This window comes from Streptomyces sp. NPDC012769 (genome assembly GCF_042901205.1).
In the GTDB taxonomy this organism is placed as follows: domain Bacteria; phylum Actinomycetota; class Actinomycetes; order Streptomycetales; family Streptomycetaceae; genus Streptomyces.
Genome location: NZ_JBIBCP010000004.1, coordinates 189,198 through 207,072, shown reverse-complemented (window position 1 = coordinate 207,072; position 17,875 = coordinate 189,198). Strand labels below are relative to the sequence as shown.

The following is a 17,875-nucleotide window of genomic DNA, read 5'->3' as shown; positions in this document are numbered from 1 at the left end:
TCCCGGGCCCGGTCCACGGTACCCGCCGAAACTGTCCGGCGGGTACCACGCGGTGTCCTCCACATGGCGGCTAGGTACCCGAGGAGGAACCGAGGGTCAACGTCTTGGTCTGCTCCTTGCCGCCGCGGGTCAGGGTCAGTTCGAGGCGGTCGCCGGGGCGGTGGGCGCGGATCTTGACGATCAGTTCCTCGCCGCTGTGGACGCGCTGGCCGTCGACCTTGGTGATGATGTCGCCGGGCCGGACGCCGGCCTTGTCGGCGGGGCCGCCGGGCGTGACGGACGCGGCGCCGCCCTTGCCCTTGTCGCCGACCCTGGCGCCGTCGCCGGTGTACTGCATGTCGAGGCTCACCCCGATGACGGGGTGGGTGGCCTTGCCGGTGTTGATGAGCTCCTCGGCGACGCGCTTGCCCTGGTTGATGGGTATGGCGAAGCCGAGGCCGATGGAGCCGGACTGGGCTCCGCTCTCGCCGCCGGAGCCGTTTCCGGCGGCCCGGATGGCGCTGTTGATGCCGATGACGTGGCCCTGGGCGTCGACCAGCGGGCCGCCGGAGTTGCCGGGGTTGATCGGGGCGTCGGTCTGCAGGGCGTCGACGTAGCTGATGTCGCTGCCGTCGCCCTTCTCGCCGCCGGCGGTGATCGGCCGTTCCTTGGCGCTGATGATGCCGGAGGTGACGGTGTTGGACAGGTCGAAGGGGGCGCCGATGGCGACGACGGGGTCGCCGACGCGGACGCCGTCGGAGTCGCCGAGCGGCAGCGGCTTGAGGCCGGAGACGCCCGAGACCTGGATCACGGCCAGGTCGTAGCCGGTGTCGCGGCCTATGAGCTTGGCGCGGACCGAGTCGCCGTTGCTGAAGGTGACGGAGATCTCGCCGGAGGAGGCGGCGGCGTCCACCACGTGGTTGTTGGTGAGGATGTGGCCCCGGGTGTCGAGCACGAAGCCGGTGCCGGTGCCGGAGGAGCCGCTGCCGCTGACGTGGATGGTGACGACGGACGGCAGGGCGCGGGCGGCGATCCCGGCGACGCTGTCGGGGGCGCGGCCGGAGTTCGCGGGGCCGGCCTGGGGCAGCTCGACGGTGGTGATGCCGCCGTGCCGTTCGACGTACGCGCCGACGCCTCCGCCGATCACGCCGGTGACGAGGGCGAACGCGAGCGCCCCGACGAGCGCGAGGCCGCGCCGCGGCTTCTTGGGCGCCGGGCCCTCGGTCGGTGAGTGGTGGACGCCCCACGGGTCGTAGACCGGCGCCCCGGGCGGCGGGGCCGCCGCCTGGGCGGCGACGGGGGCCGGGACGGGCGGGACGGGGGGTCCCGGCGGCACGGGCCGCTGGACCGGGGGCGCGGGCGCCCACGGCCCCGGCTCGCCGTAGGGCGGCGTCCGGTACGGGTCGGGCGTGTGCAGGGGCTGCGGTGCCGCCTGCGGGGGTACGGGCGCGGCCGCCGCCTGGTCCTGCTCGGGGCCCGCTTCCGGCACCGGCTGGGGCTGCGGCTGCGGCACCGACTGCGGCTGGGGTTCCGGCGCGGGCACCTCGGCGGGCGCCGGCACGTCACCCTCGGCCGACACCCCGGTCGGCGCCTCGGCGGGCTCCGGAGCGGGCGAAGGAGCCGCCGGTGCCGAGGCCGGGGCCGGGGCGGCGAGCGTGAAGTCGCTGTCCCCGGCCTGGTCGGCGGGTGCGCCGGGCGGCGTGGTGGGTGTGGACGACGGCCGGCTCCACCAGGTCGGCTTCCCGTTCTTCATGCTCTCCCCGCAACAGATGACCCTGTCCGCGCCGCTCGCATCGTCGACGGCGCGCCCCTCACCCTGGATTCAACCAGGTCGCCGCTCAGCGAGGGGAGGGGCTGGGGGCCGGGGCGGGGGTCGGGGACGGGCCCGGTTGGTAGGAGAGCCGGAGGGCCGGGCTCATCGGGCGTACGAACGGGGACAGTTCGAGCCGGGCCGGAACGACCGTCGGGGGCGCGGCCTCCGGCGCCGGCTCGCGGCGCGAGCCGGACGCGAAGGTGGCCGGGGCCCGCAGCGGCGTGACGTTGCTTCCGGTGCCCTGACCGCTTCGCGAGGTGTCGAGGGAGAGGGTGCCGCTCAGTGCGATCGCGGCGAAGGAGACCGCGCTGGCCGCCGCGAAGGCGAAGCGCCGCCCTCGCCAGGGCGAGCGGTCGCCGACCTCGTGGATGCGGAATCCGGCGTCCGGGGTGACGGGCGACGCCGTGGCGAAGCCGTCGGCGGACACTCCGCCCCGGCGCAGGAGGTCGTCGAAGGGTCCCCCCTGGTCATGCGGTCCCCCCGGCAGCCCCTGGAGGCGTGCCAACAGCCCCTCCGACGGCGGAGGGGGCGCGCTGGACGCGAAGACGCTCTTCAGGGTGCGCTGGGCGTCCGCCTCGGCCTTGCAGCGGGAGCAGGTGGCGAGGTGGGCGAGGACCCGTTCACGGGCGTCATGACCGAGCTCGCCGTCGACGAGCGCGGCCAACCGGTCCCCAAGGTGCTGTTCCGCGAGGCCCTGCTCCCCGGGGTGCGCTGACGGACTGGTGCCACTCACGCCGTTCCGCCCTCCCAGCCGACGGCGGCCAGCGCTCGCTCCGCGCGCGCCTCGGGCGAGCGGTGCTTGAGCGCCTTGCGCAGGTGGGAGCGGCCGCGGTGGATGCGGCTGCGGACGGTGCCGAGCTTCACGCCCAGGGTCGCGGCGATCTCCTCGTAGGAGAGGCCCTCGATGTCGCAGAGGACGACCGCGGCGCGGAACTCGGGCGCGAGGGTGTCCAGGGCCTGCTGCACGTCGGCGTCGAAGTGCGTGTCGTTGAAGGCCTGCTGCGGGGACGGCTCGCGGCTGGGCAGCCGCTCGGCGGCGTCGTCGGCGAGCGCGTCGAAGCGGATGCGCTGCTTGCGGCGGACCATGTCCAGGAACAGGTTCGTGGTGATGCGGTGCAGCCAGCCCTCGAACGTGCCCGGTGTGTAGGACGACAGCGAGCGGAAGACGCGGACGAAGACCTCCTGGGTGAGGTCCTCGGCGTCGTGCTGGTTGCCGGTGAGGCGGTAGGCGAGGCGGTAGACCCGGCCGCTGTGGGTGCTGACGATCTCCTCCCAGCTGGGCGGAGTCCACGCCTGCGATTCCGCATCCGATGCGAAGGTCGCGGTGGTGGGTGCGGAGTCGGCGGTGCGGGAACGGTCAGCGGTGTCGGTCACGGATTTCGGCTCACCTGCCGACCGGAGAAGGCGCCGCAGCGCTCCTCGCCTAGCCACAGGCGCAGCCGCACCTCCCCTGTCGGCTCTGGTGGTGTCCAGTGGAGCCCCTACCATAGCCACCTCGCCCGTTAGCTCCGGATAAGAATCTTTACGCGAATTTGGGGCCGGCTCGGACCGGCGCTCCGCCTCGCTTCCTGTCCCTATGAACGCGCGGTCCCATCTGCGGGTTCCCGTGCGCAGCGGATACAGTCGACGCCTGCGTCAACTACGGCGTCCACGACGGGAACAGGAGAGGGCCATTACCGCCAACCGGCAGACGAGCTTGGCGTTCGCCGACGCCTTTGTCGCCGAGGACGAAGCGCTGCGCTGGGCCCGTGACCGGGCGCGCGAGGCGGGAGTGCCCTCGGTGTCACCGGGCACCGGCGCGGCCCTGCGTCTGCTGGCCGCGACGGCGGACGCCAAGGCGGTGGCCGAGATCGGTACGGGCACGGGCGTGTCGGGGATCTATCTGCTGCTCGGGATGCGTCCGGACGGGGTGCTGACCACCGTGGACATGGAGCCGGAGCGGCAGGCGCACGCCAAGGCGGCCTTCCGCGCGGCGGGTTTCGCGGGCAACCGGGCGCGGTTCATCCCGGGTCGGGCACTCGACGTGCTGCCCCGGCTGGCGGACGGCGGCTACGACCTCGTCCTCTGCGACGGCGACCGGCTGGAGCTCCTGGACTACCTCGCTGAATCGTTGCGCCTGCTGCGACCGGGCGGTCTGGTCTGCTTCGAGGGCGTCTTCGCGGACGGTCGCACGGTGGACTCGTCGGCCCAGCCGGCCGAGGTGCAGCGGATACGCGAGCTGCTGCGGACGGTGCGGGAGAGCCGGGAGCTGCTCCCGACGCTGCTGCCGGTGGGCGACGGCCTGCTGTGCGCGGTGCGCAGGGGCGCCTGAACCGCGACCGAGAACGCCCCCCTGGTACGCCGCTGCCCCGGTGCGGTGGCTACCGTACCGGGGCAGAAGCGGAAAAACGCGACTAGGAAGTGTCAGCCGACGACCTGCTTCAGGGCGTCACCGAGCGCCTCGGCCTCGTCCGGGGTCAGCTCGACGACGAGCCGGCCGCCGCCTTCGAGCGGAACGCGCATGACGATGCCCCGCCCCTCCTTGGTCACCTCGAGCGGGCCGTCACCCGTCCGCGGCTTCATGGCCGCCATGCTCGTTCCCCTTCCTGAAACCAGCTCATCGTCAGCATCGAACACGATTGCTTCACGGTCATTATCCCGCATCACAGGACCCGATGACCAACATCAGGTGGCATCGCTTCCGCAACGCGCTTTCACAAAGCCACACATTTCGCCGATCCGCCTGCGATACTTCGCCGCCGCTCCCCCGTCGACGGGTGATGATTCTTTGACGCAGCTCACATGTGCGGGACCGGTGATCTCCGCCATGCTGAGCAGCGTCAGACGACCGAAGACGCGAAGGGACCACGCGATGGCCGACACGGTGCTGTACGAGGTGAGCGACGGACTCGCCACCATCACGCTCAACCGCCCGGAGGCCATGAACGCGATGAACGTGGCGGCGAAGGTCGCCCTGCGCGACGCCGCCGAGGCGGCCGCCGCCGACCCCGCCGTACGGGCGGTGCTGCTCACCGCGGCCGGCGACCGCGCCTTCTGTGTGGGCCAGGACCTGAAGGAGCACGTCGGGCTGCTGCTCCAGGACCAGGAGTCCGGCACGAACAGCACCATGAACACGGTCCGCGACCACTACAACCCGATCGTCCGCGCGCTGGCCGGGATGGCCAAGCCGGTCGTCGCGGCGGTGAACGGGGTCGCCGCCGGGGCCGGCTTCGGCTTCGCGCTCGCGGCCGACTACCGGGTGGTGGCGGACACCGCCTCCTTCAACACCTCCTTCGCCGGCGTGGCCCTCACCGCCGACTCCGGCATGTCCTGGACCCTGCCCCGCCTGATCGGCCGGAGCCGGGCCGCCGACCTGCTGCTCTTCCCCCGCTCGATCAGCGCCCAGGAGGCGTACGAGCTGGGCATCGTGAACCGGCTGGTCCCGGCGGACGCGCTCGCCGAGGAGGCCGCGAAGGTGGCCCGCAAGCTGGCCGGGGGCCCGACCGTCGCCTACGCGGCCCTGAAGGAGTCCCTCGCGTACGGCGCGGACCACTCGCTCGCCGAGGCCCTGGAGAAGGAGGACGAGCTCCAGACGAAGGCCGGCGCGTCGGAGGACCACACGATCGCCGTGCGGGCCTTCATCGCCAAGGAGAAGCCGCAGTACCTCGGCCGTTAGCGGCTCACGGGCCCGAGGCGGGCGGCGGGGCCGGGGGCGGGGGTCAGCGCCCGGCGCCCCGGGCGACGCAGCCGGCCACGTGGTCGTCGACCAGACCGCAGGCCTGCATCAGCGCGTACGCCGTCGTCGGGCCGATGAAGCGCAGGCCGCGCTTCTTGAGGGCCTTGGACAGGGCCGTCGACTCGTCCGTGACGGCCGGGACCTCGCCGGTCGCGGCCGGGGCCGGGCGGGTCGCCGGATCCGGCGCGTACGACCAGATCAGCGCGTCGAGCTCGCCCGGGGCCCACTCGGCGAGCACCTTGGCGTTGGCGAGAGTGGCGTCGATCTTGGCCCGGTTGCGGATGATCCCCTCGTCGGCGAGGAGCCGCTCGCGGTCGGCGTCGGTGAACCGGGCCACCTCGGCGATCCGGAAGCCCGCGAACGCCTTGCGGAAGCCCTCGCGGCGGCGCAGGATCGTGATCCACGACAGGCCGGACTGGAAGGCCTCCAGGCACAGCCGCTCGAACAGCGCGTCGTCGCCGTGGACCGGGCGGCCCCACTCCTCGTCGTGGTACGCCACGTAGTCCTCGGTGGACAGGCCCCACGGGCAGCGCGGCAGGCCGTCCGGCCCCGCGATCGCCGTGCCGTCGCTCATGCGCCGTCCTCCTCGTCACGCGGCCTGCCGCCCGCGAGGGCCGCCTCCAGGTCCGCGATACGGGCGTCCCGCTCGGCGAGCTCGGCGCCCAGCCGGCCGAGGACGTCGTCCACGTCCGCCATCCGGTAGCCCCGGGCGGCGACCGGGAGCCGCAGCGCCTCGACATCGGCCTGGCCGACCGGGCGGGTCGCGGGCAGCGGGTCCACCAGTTGCTCGGGCGCCACCTCGGGCAGCACCTCGCTGTCGCCGCCGCCGACCACCGCCAGGGTGACCGCCGCGACGACCACGACCATCGTGATCAGCAGAAACCAGAACACGTGCGTGCCTCTCCCGGTCCTCGGAAAACGTCCCGTGCCGATCGTGCCATGCGCCACCGACAGTTAGGGTCGCAGACGAGGCAGGCGACCGGCCGCCAGGGAGGACATAAGGGATGCTGCGCTTGGGACGGCGTGAATTCGGGCCCCACGAGCCGGTGATCATGGCGATCGTGAACCGGACCCCGGACTCCTTCTACGACCAGGGGGCGACCTTCCGCGACGAGCCGGCGCTCGCCCGGGTCGAGCAGGCCGTCGCCGAGGGCGCGGCGATCATCGACATCGGCGGGGTGAAGGCCGGTCCCGGCGAGGAGGTCACCGCCGAGGAGGAGGCGCGCCGCACGGTCGGCTTCGTGGCCGAGGTCCGTCGCCGCCACCCGGACGTGGTGATCAGCGTGGACACCTGGCGGGCGGACGTCGGCGAGGCGGTGTGCGAGGCGGGCGCGGACCTCCTCAACGACGCGTGGGGCGGGGTCGACCCGCGGCTCGCGGAGGTCGCCGCGAAGTACGGCGCGGGGCTCGTGTGCACCCACGCGGGCGGTGTGGAGCCGCGGACCCGGCCGCACCGGACCGTGTACGAGGACGTGATGGCCGACATCCTGCGGGTGACGGTGGGTCTCGCGGAGCGGGCGGTCGCGCTCGGCGTCCGGCGTGACGGGATCATGATCGACCCGGGGCACGACTTCGGGAAGAACACCCGGCACAGCCTGGAGGCGACCCGCCGGCTCGGCGAGATGACGGAGACCGGCTGGCCGGTGCTGGTGTCGCTGTCCAACAAGGACTTCGTCGGCGAGACGCTGGACCGGCCGGTGAAGGAGCGGGTCCTCGGGACGCTGGCGACGACGGCGGTCTCCGCGTGGCTCGGCGCCCAGGTGTACCGAGTCCACGAGGTGGCCGAGACGAGGCAGGTGCTCGACATGGTGGCCTCCATCGCGGGCCACCGCCCGCCCGCCGTGGCACGGCGCGGACTCGCGTAGGCCCGGAGCGGGCCAGGAGAAACCCGGGAGCGGACCGGGAGCGGGGGCGCCGAGCGGCGGCGCCCCCGCCCGCCTGCGGCCTAGCGGCCGACCTCCTTGGTCACCAGGGTGACCGCCTCGTCCACGTCGTCCGTCACGTGGAAGAGCAGCAGGTCGTGCTCGGACGCCTTGCCGCCCCCGACGACCGAGTCGCGCAGCCAGTCGACGAGGCCCTTCCAGTACTCCGTACCGAACAGGACGATCGGGAAGCGGGTGACCTTGCGGGTCTGGACCAGGGTCAGCGCCTCGAAGAGCTCGTCAAGGGTGCCGAGGCCGCCCGGCAGGACGACGAAGCCCTGCGCGTACTTCACGAACATCGTCTTGCGGACGAAGAAGTAGCGGAAGTTCACGCCGATGTCGACGTGCGGGTTGAGGCCCTGCTCGAAGGGCAGCTCGATGCCGAGCCCCACCGAGATGCCCTTGGCCTCCCTGGCGCCCTTGTTGGCCGCCTCCATGGCGCCCGGGCCGCCGCCCGTGATCACCGCGAAGCCGGCCTCCACCAGCGCGCGGCCGATGCGGACGCCCGCCTCGTACTCGGGCGAGTCCGGCTTGGTGCGCGCCGAGCCGAAGACGCTGATCGCGCTCGGCAGTTCGGCGAGGGCGCCGAAGCCCTCGACGAACTCGGACTGGATGCGCATGACCCGCCAGGGGTCGGTGTGCACCCACTCCGAGTCGCCCTCGGTGTCGAGCAGACGCTGGTCCGTGGTGCCGGGCTGGATCTGTTCACGGCGCCTGAGCACCGGTCCCAGTCGCTGCTCCTCCGGCTTCCTCGGCTCCTCGGGTACACCCATGGCCCGCTCCTTTCACCGTTCCACTGATCTTCCGGTCCGGTCAGGGTAGGTCTACAGAGGTGACGAAAAGCGAAATTACGGGAATCAGGCGGTCAGCCAGTCGCGGAGGCGTGCCTCGCAGTGGTGGATGCGCTCGACGTGCACGTGCTCGTCCCGCTTGTGCGCGTAGAGCGGGTCGCCCGGGCCGTAGTTGACGGCCGGGACGCCGAGCGCGCTGAAGCGGGCGACGTCGGTCCAGCCGAACTTGGGGTGGGCGCTGCCGCCGACCGCCTTCATGAAGGCCGCGGCGGCGGGGTGGGAGAGGCCGGGCAGCGCGCCGCCGCTCTCGTCGTCGATCACGAACTCGGCGACGCCGCAGTCCGCGAACACCTCCCGCACATGGGCGACGGCCTGCTCCGGGGAGAGGTCGGGGGCGTAGCGGTAGTTGACCGTGACCACGCACTCGTCGGGGATGACGTTGGTGGCGACGCCGCCCTCGATGCCGACCGCGTTGAGACCCTCGTGGTACTCCAGGCCGTCGATGACGGGCTTGCGCGGCTCGTAGGCGGCGAGGCGGGCGAGGATCGGGGCGGCGGAGTGGATGGCGTTGGAGCCCATCCAGGAGCGCGCGGAGTGGGCCCGCTCGCCCTCGGTGCGCAGCTTGACCCGCAGGGTGCCCTGGCAGCCGCCCTCGACCTGGCCGTCGGAGGGTTCGAGGAGGACGGCGAAGTCGCCCGCGAGCCAGTCCGGGTGCGCTTCGGCGATCTTGCCGAGGCCGTTGAGGTGGGCGGCGACCTCCTCGTTGTCGTAGAAGACGAAGGTGAGGTCGCGGTTGGGCTCGGGCACGGTGGCCGCGATCCGCAGCTGGACGGCGACGCCCGACTTCATGTCGGAGGTGCCGCAGCCCCACAGGATGCCGTCCTCGTCGAGCCGGGAGGGCACGTTGTCGGCGATGGGGACGGTGTCGATGTGTCCGGCGAGGACGACCCGCTCGTCGCGGCCGAGGTGCGTGCGGGCGACGACGTTGTTGCCGTGGCGGTCGACGGTGAGGTGCGGCAGGGCCCGCAGGGCCCGCTCGATCGCGTCGGCGAGCGGCTTCTCGGTTCCGCTGACGGAGGGGATGTCGATCAGGGCGGCGGTCAGCGCGGCGCCGTCGAGCGAGAGGTCCAGGGAGGCGTTCAGCGGGGCACTGAGAGGAGCGGTGTCAGCCATGTGCCGACCCTAACGCGGCCTCCAGTACGGTGGGGCGCGTGTCCGAGCCCAGCCGTCTTCCCCGTCCCGCCCGCCGTGGCCGCCCCGCCCGGCTCGTGGCGGCGTTCGCCGTGCTCCTCGGTCTGGTCGCCTATGTGGCGGTGCACTACGTCACGGGCAGCAAGGGTGCGCCCCGGTGCAGCGTCGGAAGCGGGGCGAACCGGTACGAGTTCACCCCCGAGCAGGCGTCGAACGCGGCCACCATCGCGGCCGTCGGCACCAGCCGGGGCCTGCCGGAGCGCGCGGTGACCATCGCGCTCGCCACGGCGCTCCAGGAGTCGGCGCTGCGCAACATCGGGCACGGCGACCGGGACTCGCTCGGCCTGTTCCAGCAGCGGCCCTCGCAGGGCTGGGGGACGCCCGAGCAGATCCTCGACCCCGTGTACTCCTCGGAGAAGTTCTACGAGGGCCTGGAGAAGGTTCCGGGGTATTCGCGGCTGCCGCTGACGGTGGCGGCGCAGAAGGTGCAGCGCAGCGGTTTCCCGCAGGCGTACGCGAAGCACGAGCCGGACGCGACGCTGCTCTCGGCGGCACTGACCGGCCGGTCGGCGGCCTCCCTGATCTGCACGGCGGACGTCCAGGAGGGCCGGCCGGGCGATCCGGCGCGGGTGCGCGGGGAGCTGGTGCGGGCCTTCGGCGAGGAGACGACACCGAAGCAGGCCCCGAAGGGCGCCGGCGCGGCCGGCGCGAACGCGGCCCCGGCAGCGGCGGTGGAGCTCTCCGTACCGGTGCGCGACGCCCGCGGCTCACGGGAGCGGCGCGGCTGGGAGCTTGCCCAGTGGGCGGTGGCGCGGGCGGACGAACTGCGCATCGCCGAGGTGGCGTACGGAGACCGGGTGTGGGTCGCGGACGACGCCTCGGGCGAATGGGAGCCGGCGGGCGCGCGGGGCACGGACGGCACGGCGGTACGGATCCGGCTGGCGCGCTAGGGGATACCCCCGGCCTGCCCAGGTGTGTCCGAACGGCGGGTGCGCAGCCGTACGGGCTGTCACCCGGACGTGTCATGCGGCCGGTGTGGCGCGAAGCTCTCCGGTGACCTTCCCAGCGGACTGACATGTCACGGCAATGCCCTTGCGTCGCAAGGGAAGTGACGGTTCGGCAACCACCGCCGCATTGACGCGTTCGTCCGCTTTCCTCCCCGCCCGACAATACGACGCATTACCCAGTCTTTACCTTCGGCGTCCGCAACCTCCCCCGCCCCGGGGCCGGTTGTCACGGCGTAATCGTCCTCTCCGTCGAAGGAGCACCATGTCCCTCCCCCTGACCCGTCGGATCGCCCGTGCCGCCCTGCTCGTCGCGGCCGGAGCAGCCCCCGTGGTCGGTGCGGCCGGCTCCGCGAGCGCGCTGGACCACTCCCTCGCCCCGACCGGCGGCCTGCCCGGTCTGAGCGCCCTGGACACCACCGCGGCGGACTCGACCCTCGAGACCGCGACCGGCGTCGTGGGCGAGACCGGTGGCAAGGCCGCCCCGGCCGCCCAGCAGCTCGCGAGCGACCCCGCCGGCGCGGCCGACACGCTCGGCAAGACCGCGGGCGCGGCCACCGAGTCCGCCGAGGCCCCGGCCGCGGACGCCCTGGGTGGCCTCCCCAACACCGGCGCCCTGCCCGGCGCCGGCCTGATGGGCGGCCTGCCGATCGGCGGCTGACCCGCCGCCGCGAACAGCCGAGGGCCCGGGGAGCACCGCCCCCCGGGCCCTCGGCCTGTCCGTGTATCCAGGATGCTGGATCCAGGATGCTGGATCCAGGATGTTGGATCCAACATCCAACATCAGCCCAGGCGCTTGACGGCCGCCTCGACCCGCTCGTCGGTCGCCGTGAACGCCACCCTCACGAACCGCTCGCCGGCCTCGCCGTAGAAGTCGCCGGGCGCCACCAGGACGCCCTTCTCCGCCAGGTAGGCCACGGTGTCCCAGCACGGCTCGTCCCGGGTGGCCCACAGGTAGAGGCTGGCCTCGCTGTGCTCGATCCGGAAGCCGTGCGCCTCCAGGGCCCCGCGCAGGGCGGCCCGGCGGGCCGCGTAGCGGGCCCGCTGCTCGGCCACGTGCGTGTCGTCGCCGAGCGCCGCGACCGTGGCGGCCTGCACCGGGGCGGCCGTCATCATGCCGCCGTGCTTGCGGATCTGCAGCAGCTCGCCCAGGACGGACGCGTCGCCCGCGATGAACGCCGCCCGGTAGCCCGCCAGGTTGGAGCGCTTGGACAGGGAGTGGACGGCGACGATCCCCTCGTACGAGCGGCCGCAGACGTCCGGGTGCAGCACGGAGACCGGGTCGGCCTCCCAGCCCAGCTCCAGGTAGCACTCGTCCGAGAACACCAGGACGCCGTGCTCGCGCGCCCAGGCCACGATCCGCCGCAGCTCGTCCTTGCCGAGGACCCGGCCGGTCGGGTTGGACGGCGAGTTCAGCCACAGCAGCTTCAGCCCCGCCGGGTCGAGCCGGGTCGGGTCGTCGTAGACGACGGGCTCCGCGCCGCACAGCCGCGCGCCGACCTCGTAGGTCGGGTAGGCGAGCCGCGGGTAGGCGACCTTGTCGCCGGGCCCCAGGCCGAGCTGCGTCGGCAGCCAGGCGACCAGCTCCTTGGAGCCGACCACCGGCAGCACGTTCTCGTGGGCGAAGCCGGTGGCGCCGAGGCGCCGCTCGCACCAGCCGGTGAGCGCGTCCCGCAGCTCCTTCGTGCCCCACACCGTCGGATACCCCGGCGAGTTCGCCGCCGCGACCAGGGCGTCCTGGATCAGCACCGGGACCGGGTCCACGGGCGTGCCCACGGACAGGTCGACGATCCCGTCCGGATGGGCCGTCGCCGTCTTCTTGTACGGCTCCAGCTTGTCCCAGGGGAAGACGGGCAGGCGCGAAGAGACTGCGCTCACGGGTTGGCTCACTTCCTCGTACGTACGGAAAACGCGTCGGTCCCGTACAGCGGCGAGGCCGTACGGGACCGAGGGCGAATGATCAGCCGTTCTGCGGCGGCAGGGCGGCGATGAAGGGGTGGTCGCGCTCGATCAGGCCGAGCTTGGAGGCACCACCGGGCGAGCCGAGCTCGTCGAAGAACTCGACGTTCGCCTTGTAGTAGTCCTTCCACTCCTCCGGAGTGTCGTCCTCGTAGAAGATCGCCTCGACCGGGCAGACCGGCTCACAGGCCCCACAGTCGACGCATTCGTCCGGGTGGATGTACAAGGACCGCTGGCCCTCGTAGATGCAGTCGACGGGGCACTCCTCGATGCACGCCTTGTCCTTGACGTCGACACAAGGCTGCGCGATGACGTAGGTCACGCTGTCGTTCCTCCTCGGTAGGGCTGGTCTGCGCGGGAGCGCGGTGTCGTCGATGCCCGCCCCTAGTATCTCCGTTCTTGGGGACGATCCGAACAGGAGGGGCTCAGAAGCTGTGGAATTCACCGGTGGAGGACGCCTCGAGGTCCGTATCAGCGCTGTTGACGTGGGAAAACGTGTCTCAGTTCGGTACGTGACGGACTCGGGGGCGGCGGGCGGGAGATTCACCGACGCGGTCGGGGTTCTCACATCATGGGACGCGGGTGTGCTGCTGATCACACGCAGGACCGGTGAGGTCGTCCGCATCGCGGAATCGGCGCTCGCGGCCGGCAAGGTCGTCCCCGCCGCACCGGCCCGCCGGCGCGGTCCCGCCGCCACTTTTCCCGAGCTCGCCCGGGTCGCCGCGCGCGCCTGGCAGCCGCTGGAGAGCGAGGCGCTCGGGGAGTGGACGCTCCGGGCGGCCGCCGGATTCACCCGGCGGGCCAACTCGGTGCTGCCGCTCGGTGATCCCGGCCTCCCGCTGGACGCCGCCCTGGCGCGCGTACGGGACTGGTACGCGGCCCGTGAGCTGCCCGCGTACGTCCAGGCGGCGACGGGCGCCGAGGGCGCCCAGGAGCTGCTGTGCGCCGATCTGGAGCGGCGCGGCTGGGTCCGGGAGCTCTCGGCCGAGCTGCGGATCGCGTCGCTCGCGCCGATCGGGGACACGGACGCCGATGTCGACGCCGTCCGGCTCGCCCGCTCCGTCGACGAGAACTGGCTGCGCCGCTACCAGCGCTTCGGCGAACCCGGACCGCACGTCACGAAGGTCCTCGGCAGCGGCCCGAGTGTGTGGTTCGCTTCCGTACCGGGCACGGAAGACATACCGGCGGCGATCGGACGCTGTGTGGTCGACGGCCGCTGGGCCGGCTTCATGGCCGTGGAGGTCGACCCGGGGCGGCGGCGCGGCGGCCTGGCGACGGCCGTCATGACCGCGCTCGCCCGCCGGGCCCTGGACGAGGGCGCCTCGGCCGCCTGGCTCCAGGTGGAGTCGGACAACGACGGCGCCCGGGCGCTGTACGACGGGATGGGCTTCACCGTGCACCACCACTACCACCACTACCGCTGGACGGACGCGTGACCGACGGAGGCGACGTGACCGACTGGCGGCGGGAGTTCGCGGAGGAGGCCAGGTCCGAGCGGCCCGACCTCGCGCGGCTCTGCCTGCTCGTCGGCGCGGTGGCCGATCCGTCGGTGACCCAGGCGGACCTGGACGCCGCCGAGATCGAACTGGACCGGCTCGCCGGGCTGCTTCCCTACCGGACGGGGCGCGGCGCCGACGCGTGGGTCGAGGCGCTCTCCGAGCTCCTCGGCCGGCGCGAGGGCTTCCTGGGCGTGCCCGCCGACTACCAGCGTCTGGAGTCCTCGCTGCTGCACGAGGTGCTGCGGCGCCGGCGCGGCCTGCCGATCCTGCTGTCCGTGGTGTGGATGGAGGTCGCCCGCCGGGCCGGTGCCCCGGTCTACGGCCTCGGCCTGCCGGGCCATTTCGTCGTCGGCTTCGGCGACCCCGAGGACCTCCGGCTGACCGACCCCTTCGCCGGGGGCCGGGCGATGACGGCCGCCGACGCGGAGCTGCTCGTCGCGGGCGCCACCGGCGAGGCCCTCGACCCCTCGATGCTGCGTCCCGCCACACCGGCGGCGATCGTGCTGCGGATCCTCAACAACATCCGCGCCTGGGCGTCCGCCCGCCCCGAGCGCTCCGACGTCGCCCTGTGGGCCGTGGAGCTCTCCCTGCTGCTGCCCTCCCACCCGGCCCGCCTCCGCTACGAACGCGCGGAGCTGCTCGTCCAGCGCGGCGACTTCCTCACGGGGGCGGCGGAGATGGAGGCGTACGCGACGGTGATGGACGCGGTGGAGCCGAGCGCGGCGGAGACCATCCGCCGGAAGGCGAAGGCGGCCCGGGCGCTGCTGAACTGAGGCCGCCCGCTGTCCGACGAGCCGAGCCGAGGCGAGAAGGGGGCGAGGGCGGGGGGCGGGGCGAGGACGGGGCGGCCGGATACGAACCGGCGTCCTCGCGGTTTTGGAGACCGCGCGCGTCGACCTCTGCGCTACGACCCCGCCCTCAGGGGGAAGCGTAGGAGGTGTCCTGCCGATCAGGCGTGTACACCTTCCGGGGCGGACGTGATCCACGCCACTGTGTGAACCGAACGGCACACACAGCGAAAGGCGCACGATGAACACCCCTCACGGCCCCGGCAGCTTCGTCGCCCACACCGGCACCGACGTCTACGGTCCGGGCAAGGTCATCGGCGTGGACGGCGTCCACCGCCGGGTGCGGTTCGTGCGCTTCGTGGCCACGGTGCGCGCGCGGGACCTGCGGGCCGCGTCGCCGGCCGAGACCCGTGAGGTCCAGGAGTGGCTGCGCGCGAAGAAGCGGCGGTACGGCGGCGAGTGGTGACATGACGCGGATGCGCGAGGAGCCCCGCCCGGTCGTCCCGGGCGGGGCTCCTCGTTCGCTCGGCGCGCGGCGTCGTTGCAGGCCGTGCACGGCCGTTGGCGGGCCGCGGAGGGGCCGTCAGCCCTCGCCGCTCAGGTCGATCGTCCTGGTGCGCTCGGCCTTCGTCTTTCCGCGCAGGGCGTCGCGCATCACGAAGGCCACGTCGTCGGCGGAGACCTCGTGCTTGCTGCCGTCACCCTTGGTGATCATGACGCCGTCGAAGACGCCGTCGAGGAGCTCCTCGATCGCCTTCTTGTCGTAGACCTCGACCAGTCGGCCGTCGACGGCCTTCATGGAGAGGATCTTCGGCAGGGAGCGCGCGGGGCCGAAGTCGATCTTCTTCGAGCCGGCCTTGATGGTGATGATGCCGGACATGGCGGGCTTGGCGAACTCCTCCATCGCCCGGTCGAGCTCGGCCTTGGTGATGGTCGGCTCGCGGGTGACGACCGGGAGTTCCACCGTCTTCGACCGGCCGGTCTCGACCTGGGCGCGGTAGGCGTCCTTGACCGAGATCATCGAGCGCTGGACGTCCAGGCCCTTGCCCGGCTTGCCCTCGACCGCGGTGACCTTGCCCGGGGAGAAGACGATGGTGCCCTCGGTGACCGAACCGGAGGTGCCGGCCAGGTCGGTGAGGGCGACGGCCAGCTTCTCCTCGTCGACCGGGAAGACCGGCTGGGCGACGCGCTCGCCGCCGAAGAGGGAGCCGATGACGGAGACGGGGTTGTAGTCGCTTCCGGCGGCGGCGCGCACGGTCTCCTGGGCGTCCAGGGCGAGGCCCGCCTTGTCGGGGGCCAGTTCGGTCTTCTTCCCGCCGACGCTGAGCTGGAGCGGGGCGACGGCGCGCTTGCCCAGGGCCGACTCCAACCTGGTGACGGCCTCCTCCTTCGTACCGCCGCCGATGTCGACGCCGAGGACCGTGGTGCCCTTGGGGACGTCGGAGTGGTTGAGGAGGAGTCCGGCGCCGTAGGCCACACCGGCGATGCCGATCACGCCGACACAGGCGAGGACCAGCTTGGAACGCTTCTTCGCGGGCCTGGCCGTGGACGCCGGAGCGGGCCTCGGGGCGGGGGCCGGAGTCGCGGCCGCGGCCGGGCCGGCGTCCTGGTCACGGTCGGGGATACGGGGGGTCGGGTCCGGGCCGGAGGGCGGGACGACGGGCATCCCGCTGGTGAGCGTGGAGCCCGAGACGTGACCGCCGCCGATCGGGCCCGGCACCGGGGCCGGGGGCTGCGGGGTGAGGATCGCGGTGTCGTCGGACATGCGGGGCGGCACCGAGCCCCGGGGCGCGGCGCCCCGCGGGTGGTCGGGGCCGACGACCGGGCTGGTGCCGGTCATGGGGCCGGTGGTCGGCCCGGCGGGGGCTCCGGCGATGTCGACGACGGGCGTGCCGGCGGCCGGGGTGTGGCCCGGACCGGCGTCGTAGAGCGGGTTCGCGGGGCCGGCGGGGCCGTCGTAGCGGGGGACGCCGCCGGCGGGCGTGTGGCCGGAGCCGGTGGTCAGCGGGGTGACGACCGGCATGCTCTGGGTGGTGGAGGCCGAGGGGACGCCGTCGGCGGCGGAGCCCGCGAAGCCGGTGGCCGGAGCCGGGGCCGACGGGACGGGTCCCGTTCCCGGGACGGGCGCGGCCGGGGTCGGGGCCGGGCCTCCGGTGGGCGCGGGCGCCGGGGCGGGGGTGGGCTTCGCCGGCGCGGACGGCTTGCGCGGGGCGAACCAGTCGCTGGTCGGCTTGTCGTCCGCCTGGGCCGGCTCGGCGGGGGCCGGGGGCTCGGGCTCGGGCGCGGGGGCGGGCGCCGGGGCGGGCCGCGTCGGAGCGACGGCGGCCTGCGGCGCGACGGCCGGTCCCTGGCCCTGCCTCTGACCCTGCGCCTGGCCCTGCTGCCGGCCCTGGCCCTGCGCCTGGCTCTGTGCCTCGGCTCCGGCCTGGGTGTCGCCGACCGGCTTGCGGACGACCACGGGCGGGATCGGCCGCGAACCCGGGATGTTGATCCGGATACGGGTGGTCAGCGTGGTCTCGGTCTTGGGCTCCTCCGGCGGTGCGGAGGCGGCCGCCGCCTCGGGGGCGGTCTCCTGGCCTCCGCGGAGGCCGTACGGCGGAGTGCCCGAGGGGTACGCCGCCCCGCCGCGCGGCTGGGCGCCGGAGGACGAACTGTCAGTCTCTCGACCAGTTTCACGACTCAAAGCAGGATCTCCCGGTTGGCTCCGCCGCCCGCTCTTGCTGATGCTTGTGGTGATCCGGGCGGTCGGCGGCGCGCACCACCATACTGGCCGCCGCCGATCCGCACCCGACCCGGCGTGGATCCGCCAGGGGCATTCCGGCCGAAGTCAAGACAGGACGGCGTCAAGTCGCCCTGTTCACGGGGTCGGTCGGGGCAGCCGGGTCATCGTGGCGCACATCACAGCGACGGCCATGCCGCCGAGGAGGTAGACCATCTCGCCGAGGCCGCCGCCGAACAGGCCGTCGCCTTCGGGGCGTCCGAGACTGAGCAGCACGATCGCGGCGAGCCAGCCGCCGCCCGCCGCCCCGACGCCGAGCTGGGTGCCGGTGGCGCGCAGCCCGCCGTAGAAGAGGCCGGCGGAGGCGAGCAGGGCCAGGAACAAGCCCGCGGGCAGCCAGGCGGCTTGGACCAGCGAGCCGGCGGCGCCGACGACGGCCCCGAGGACGAGGAGCACGCCGTACCAGACGTAGCGGACGGCGGGGGCGGGCAGCGC

At 73.4% G+C, this 17,875-nt stretch carries 21 protein-coding genes and 1 tRNA gene; 8 read left to right on the top strand and 14 right to left on the bottom strand.

Annotated features, from left to right (window positions below):
• Positions 1–70: 70 nt before the first annotated feature.
• The 3 genes from ACFY7C_RS22250 to sigE form a co-directional block, all read right to left on the bottom strand.
• On the bottom strand, positions 71–1,732 hold the full coding sequence (locus tag ACFY7C_RS22250; protein WP_389653324.1) for a S1C family serine protease: 1,662 nt from the start codon (positions 1,730–1,732) through the stop codon (positions 71–73).
• An 85-nt stretch (positions 1,733–1,817) separates the two neighbouring features.
• A complete protein-coding gene (locus ACFY7C_RS22245) occupies positions 1,818–2,525 on the bottom strand; it encodes an anti-sigma factor family protein (protein WP_389653321.1) in 708 nt (235 codons plus the stop codon).
• Complete coding sequence (sigE, locus tag ACFY7C_RS22240; protein ID WP_389653318.1) at positions 2,522–3,280, bottom strand: RNA polymerase sigma factor SigE; 759 nt, start codon at positions 3,278–3,280, stop codon at positions 2,522–2,524. Before sigE ends, ACFY7C_RS22245 begins: the two co-directional genes overlap by 4 nt.
• Positions 3,281–3,368: 88 nt before the next feature.
• Here sigE and ACFY7C_RS22235 point away from each other — a divergent pair, with 88 nt between their 5' ends.
• Positions 3,369–4,103 carry an O-methyltransferase gene (locus ACFY7C_RS22235; RefSeq protein WP_389653315.1) on the top strand — a complete coding sequence of 245 codons (735 nt, stop codon included), beginning with the start codon at positions 3,369–3,371 and terminating at the stop codon, positions 4,101–4,103.
• Between the two features lie 92 nt (positions 4,104–4,195).
• Here the strand turns inward: ACFY7C_RS22235 and ACFY7C_RS22230 are convergent, their stop codons facing one another.
• Both ACFY7C_RS22230 and ACFY7C_RS22225 read right to left on the bottom strand, forming a co-directional pair.
• A complete protein-coding gene (locus tag ACFY7C_RS22230) occupies positions 4,196–4,363 on the bottom strand; it encodes a DUF3117 domain-containing protein (protein ID WP_006346801.1) in 168 nt (55 codons plus the stop codon).
• A 93-nt stretch (positions 4,364–4,456) separates the two neighbouring features.
• Positions 4,457–4,600, bottom strand: coding sequence for a hypothetical protein (locus tag ACFY7C_RS22225; RefSeq protein ID WP_389653312.1), 144 nt, complete (start codon positions 4,598–4,600; stop codon positions 4,457–4,459).
• A gap of 43 nt (positions 4,601–4,643) precedes the next feature.
• Between ACFY7C_RS22225 and ACFY7C_RS22220 the strand changes: the two genes are divergently transcribed.
• Entirely contained in the window at positions 4,644–5,447 is an 804-nt protein-coding gene (locus ACFY7C_RS22220) for an enoyl-CoA hydratase/isomerase family protein (RefSeq protein ID WP_389653309.1), read from the top strand.
• 43 nt (positions 5,448–5,490) lie between these two features.
• Here the strand turns inward: ACFY7C_RS22220 and ACFY7C_RS22215 are convergent, their stop codons facing one another.
• Both ACFY7C_RS22215 and ACFY7C_RS22210 read right to left on the bottom strand, forming a co-directional pair.
• Positions 5,491–6,081, bottom strand: coding sequence for a DNA-3-methyladenine glycosylase I (locus ACFY7C_RS22215; RefSeq protein ID WP_389653307.1), 591 nt, complete (start codon positions 6,079–6,081; stop codon positions 5,491–5,493).
• A complete protein-coding gene (locus tag ACFY7C_RS22210; RefSeq protein ID WP_389653304.1) occupies positions 6,078–6,398 on the bottom strand; it encodes a hypothetical protein in 321 nt (106 codons plus the stop codon). The genes ACFY7C_RS22215 and ACFY7C_RS22210 overlap by 4 nt, the downstream gene beginning before the upstream one ends.
• A 113-nt stretch (positions 6,399–6,511) precedes the next feature.
• Here ACFY7C_RS22210 and folP point away from each other — a divergent pair, with 113 nt between their 5' ends.
• Positions 6,512–7,372 (top strand): dihydropteroate synthase, encoded by an 861-nt coding sequence (gene folP / locus ACFY7C_RS22205; RefSeq protein WP_389653302.1) that lies wholly within the window; start codon positions 6,512–6,514, stop codon positions 7,370–7,372.
• A gap of 80 nt (positions 7,373–7,452) precedes the next feature.
• On the opposite strand, the gene ACFY7C_RS22200 is transcribed toward folP, so the two are convergent.
• Together ACFY7C_RS22200 and dapE are read right to left on the bottom strand one after the other, a co-directional pair.
• Entirely contained in the window at positions 7,453–8,202 is a 750-nt protein-coding gene (locus tag ACFY7C_RS22200) for a TIGR00730 family Rossman fold protein (protein ID WP_389653299.1), read from the bottom strand.
• An 84-nt stretch (positions 8,203–8,286) separates the two neighbouring features.
• On the bottom strand, positions 8,287–9,393 hold the full coding sequence (gene dapE, locus ACFY7C_RS22195; RefSeq protein ID WP_389653296.1) for a succinyl-diaminopimelate desuccinylase: 1,107 nt from the start codon (positions 9,391–9,393) through the stop codon (positions 8,287–8,289).
• Between the two features lie 38 nt (positions 9,394–9,431).
• On the opposite strand from dapE, the gene ACFY7C_RS22190 reads away from it, so the two are divergent.
• Positions 9,432–10,361: a hypothetical protein gene (locus tag ACFY7C_RS22190; RefSeq protein WP_389653293.1), complete on the top strand. Its 930-nt coding sequence runs from the start codon at positions 9,432–9,434 to the stop codon at positions 10,359–10,361.
• A 319-nt stretch (positions 10,362–10,680) separates the two neighbouring features.
• Positions 10,681–11,076 (top strand): ATP-binding protein, encoded by a 396-nt coding sequence (locus ACFY7C_RS22185; RefSeq protein ID WP_389653290.1) that lies wholly within the window; start codon positions 10,681–10,683, stop codon positions 11,074–11,076.
• Between the two features lie 122 nt (positions 11,077–11,198).
• Here ACFY7C_RS22185 and dapC read toward each other — a convergent pair whose 3' ends face one another.
• Together dapC and fdxA are read right to left on the bottom strand one after the other, a co-directional pair.
• Positions 11,199–12,293, bottom strand: coding sequence for a succinyldiaminopimelate transaminase (dapC, locus tag ACFY7C_RS22180; protein ID WP_389653287.1), 1,095 nt, complete (start codon positions 12,291–12,293; stop codon positions 11,199–11,201).
• A gap of 82 nt (positions 12,294–12,375) precedes the next feature.
• Positions 12,376–12,696: a ferredoxin gene (fdxA, locus tag ACFY7C_RS22175; protein ID WP_010474859.1), complete on the bottom strand. Its 321-nt coding sequence runs from the start codon at positions 12,694–12,696 to the stop codon at positions 12,376–12,378.
• Positions 12,697–12,808: 112 nt separating this feature from the next.
• Here fdxA and ACFY7C_RS22170 point away from each other — a divergent pair, with 112 nt between their 5' ends.
• Complete coding sequence (locus tag ACFY7C_RS22170; protein WP_389653284.1) at positions 12,809–13,810, top strand: GNAT family N-acetyltransferase; 1,002 nt, start codon at positions 12,809–12,811, stop codon at positions 13,808–13,810.
• Positions 13,807–14,646: a tetratricopeptide repeat protein gene (locus ACFY7C_RS22165; protein WP_389653281.1), complete on the top strand. Its 840-nt coding sequence runs from the start codon at positions 13,807–13,809 to the stop codon at positions 14,644–14,646. Before ACFY7C_RS22170 ends, ACFY7C_RS22165 begins: the two co-directional genes overlap by 4 nt.
• A gap of 66 nt (positions 14,647–14,712) precedes the next feature.
• On the opposite strand, the gene ACFY7C_RS22160 is transcribed toward ACFY7C_RS22165, so the two are convergent.
• Positions 14,713–14,788 (bottom strand) — tRNA-Trp (locus ACFY7C_RS22160).
• Positions 14,789–14,902: 114 nt separating this feature from the next.
• On the opposite strand from ACFY7C_RS22160, the gene ACFY7C_RS22155 reads away from it, so the two are divergent.
• Positions 14,903–15,127 carry a hypothetical protein gene (locus ACFY7C_RS22155; protein ID WP_389653279.1) on the top strand — a complete coding sequence of 75 codons (225 nt, stop codon included), beginning with the start codon at positions 14,903–14,905 and terminating at the stop codon, positions 15,125–15,127.
• A gap of 117 nt (positions 15,128–15,244) precedes the next feature.
• Here the strand turns inward: ACFY7C_RS22155 and ACFY7C_RS22150 are convergent, their stop codons facing one another.
• The gene (locus tag ACFY7C_RS22150; protein ID WP_389653277.1) at positions 15,245–17,344 is read right to left on the bottom strand and encodes a hypothetical protein; all 2,100 of its coding nucleotides are present in this window, start codon (positions 17,342–17,344) and stop codon (positions 15,245–15,247) included.
• A gap of 174 nt (positions 17,345–17,518) precedes the next feature.
• On the bottom strand, positions 17,519–17,872 hold the full coding sequence (locus tag ACFY7C_RS22145; protein ID WP_389654456.1) for a DUF6113 family protein: 354 nt from the start codon (positions 17,870–17,872) through the stop codon (positions 17,519–17,521).
• Positions 17,873–17,875: the final 3 nt, after the last annotated feature.

Coding starts and splice junctions, on each gene's coding strand:
- ACFY7C_RS22250 (WP_389653324.1), bottom strand. CDS start 1,732: ATGAAGAACGGGAAGCCGACCTGGTGGAGCCGGCCGTCGTCCACACCC.
- sigE (WP_389653318.1), bottom strand. CDS start 3,280: ATGGTAGGGGCTCCACTGGACACCACCAGAGCCGACAGGGGAGGTGCG.
- ACFY7C_RS22235 (WP_389653315.1), top strand. CDS start 3,369: ATGAACGCGCGGTCCCATCTGCGGGTTCCCGTGCGCAGCGGATACAGT.
- ACFY7C_RS22230 (WP_006346801.1), bottom strand. CDS start 4,363: ATGGCGGCCATGAAGCCGCGGACGGGTGACGGCCCGCTCGAGGTGACC.
- ACFY7C_RS22225 (WP_389653312.1), bottom strand. CDS start 4,600: ATGGCGGAGATCACCGGTCCCGCACATGTGAGCTGCGTCAAAGAATCA.
- ACFY7C_RS22220 (WP_389653309.1), top strand. CDS start 4,644: ATGGCCGACACGGTGCTGTACGAGGTGAGCGACGGACTCGCCACCATC.
- ACFY7C_RS22215 (WP_389653307.1), bottom strand. CDS start 6,081: ATGAGCGACGGCACGGCGATCGCGGGGCCGGACGGCCTGCCGCGCTGC.
- folP (WP_389653302.1), top strand. CDS start 6,512: ATGCTGCGCTTGGGACGGCGTGAATTCGGGCCCCACGAGCCGGTGATC.
- ACFY7C_RS22200 (WP_389653299.1), bottom strand. CDS start 8,202: ATGGGTGTACCCGAGGAGCCGAGGAAGCCGGAGGAGCAGCGACTGGGA.
- dapE (WP_389653296.1), bottom strand. CDS start 9,393: ATGGCTGACACCGCTCCTCTCAGTGCCCCGCTGAACGCCTCCCTGGAC.
- ACFY7C_RS22185 (WP_389653290.1), top strand. CDS start 10,681: ATGTCCCTCCCCCTGACCCGTCGGATCGCCCGTGCCGCCCTGCTCGTC.
- ACFY7C_RS22155 (WP_389653279.1), top strand. CDS start 14,903: ATGAACACCCCTCACGGCCCCGGCAGCTTCGTCGCCCACACCGGCACC.